Origin of the sequence: Desulfofundulus thermobenzoicus, assembly GCF_009428905.1 — a bacterium.
GTDB classification, from domain to species: Bacteria; Bacillota; Desulfotomaculia; order Desulfotomaculales; family Desulfovirgulaceae; genus Desulfofundulus_A; species Desulfofundulus_A thermobenzoicus.
The window spans coordinates 1-466 of the sequence record NZ_WHYR01000175.1; the positions used below are offsets into that span (position 1 = coordinate 1).

1 protein-coding gene and 1 tRNA gene are annotated in these 466 nt (G+C 40.6%); one reads left to right on the plus strand and one right to left on the minus strand.

The genetic code is table 11. The annotated features are described in order from the left end of the window. Nucleotides 1–213: hypothetical protein (locus tag GFC01_RS19080; protein ID WP_207707655.1), on the plus strand; the 213-nt coding region annotated here is incomplete at its 5' end. A gap of 123 nt (nt 214–336) precedes the next feature. Here GFC01_RS19080 and GFC01_RS18085 read toward each other — a convergent pair. Then, nucleotides 337–420: transfer RNA gene (locus GFC01_RS18085), tRNA-Leu, on the minus strand. Between the last annotated feature and the right edge of the window lie 46 nt (nt 421–466).

The following is a 466-nucleotide window of genomic DNA, read 5'->3' on the forward strand; positions in this document are numbered from 1 at the left end:
GTAAAAAAACCGACTGATCTAACCAGGAAAGGAGCATTCCTCCTACCAGAAACAAAACAAAAAAGAACAGATTATCTTACTGGAGGAAGCTTATTGAAATTGGCGCTTCAATGGGGGATACGTGCATCTATTCTGACAGCAATAGATGTATATGGTCACTTATTTCCTAACAAACAAAAGGCTATGGCTGAAAAATTGGACGACATTATATAAAAATATCGATCTCTAACAAAATCTGTCCACTTACTTACGGTGAGTGGACAGATTTTGGACAGATTTATTTAGAAGTTATATAAAATAAAAATACCATAGGTCTACAACCCTTGGTATCATGGATGCGGCCGAGAGGACTTGAACCTCCACGGGTTATTCACCCACTAGGCCCTCAACCTAGCGCGTCTGCCATTCCGCCACGACCGCGTGTATGATGTGCTCATATATTCATCAGTGCACTGTTTGGAAAAAC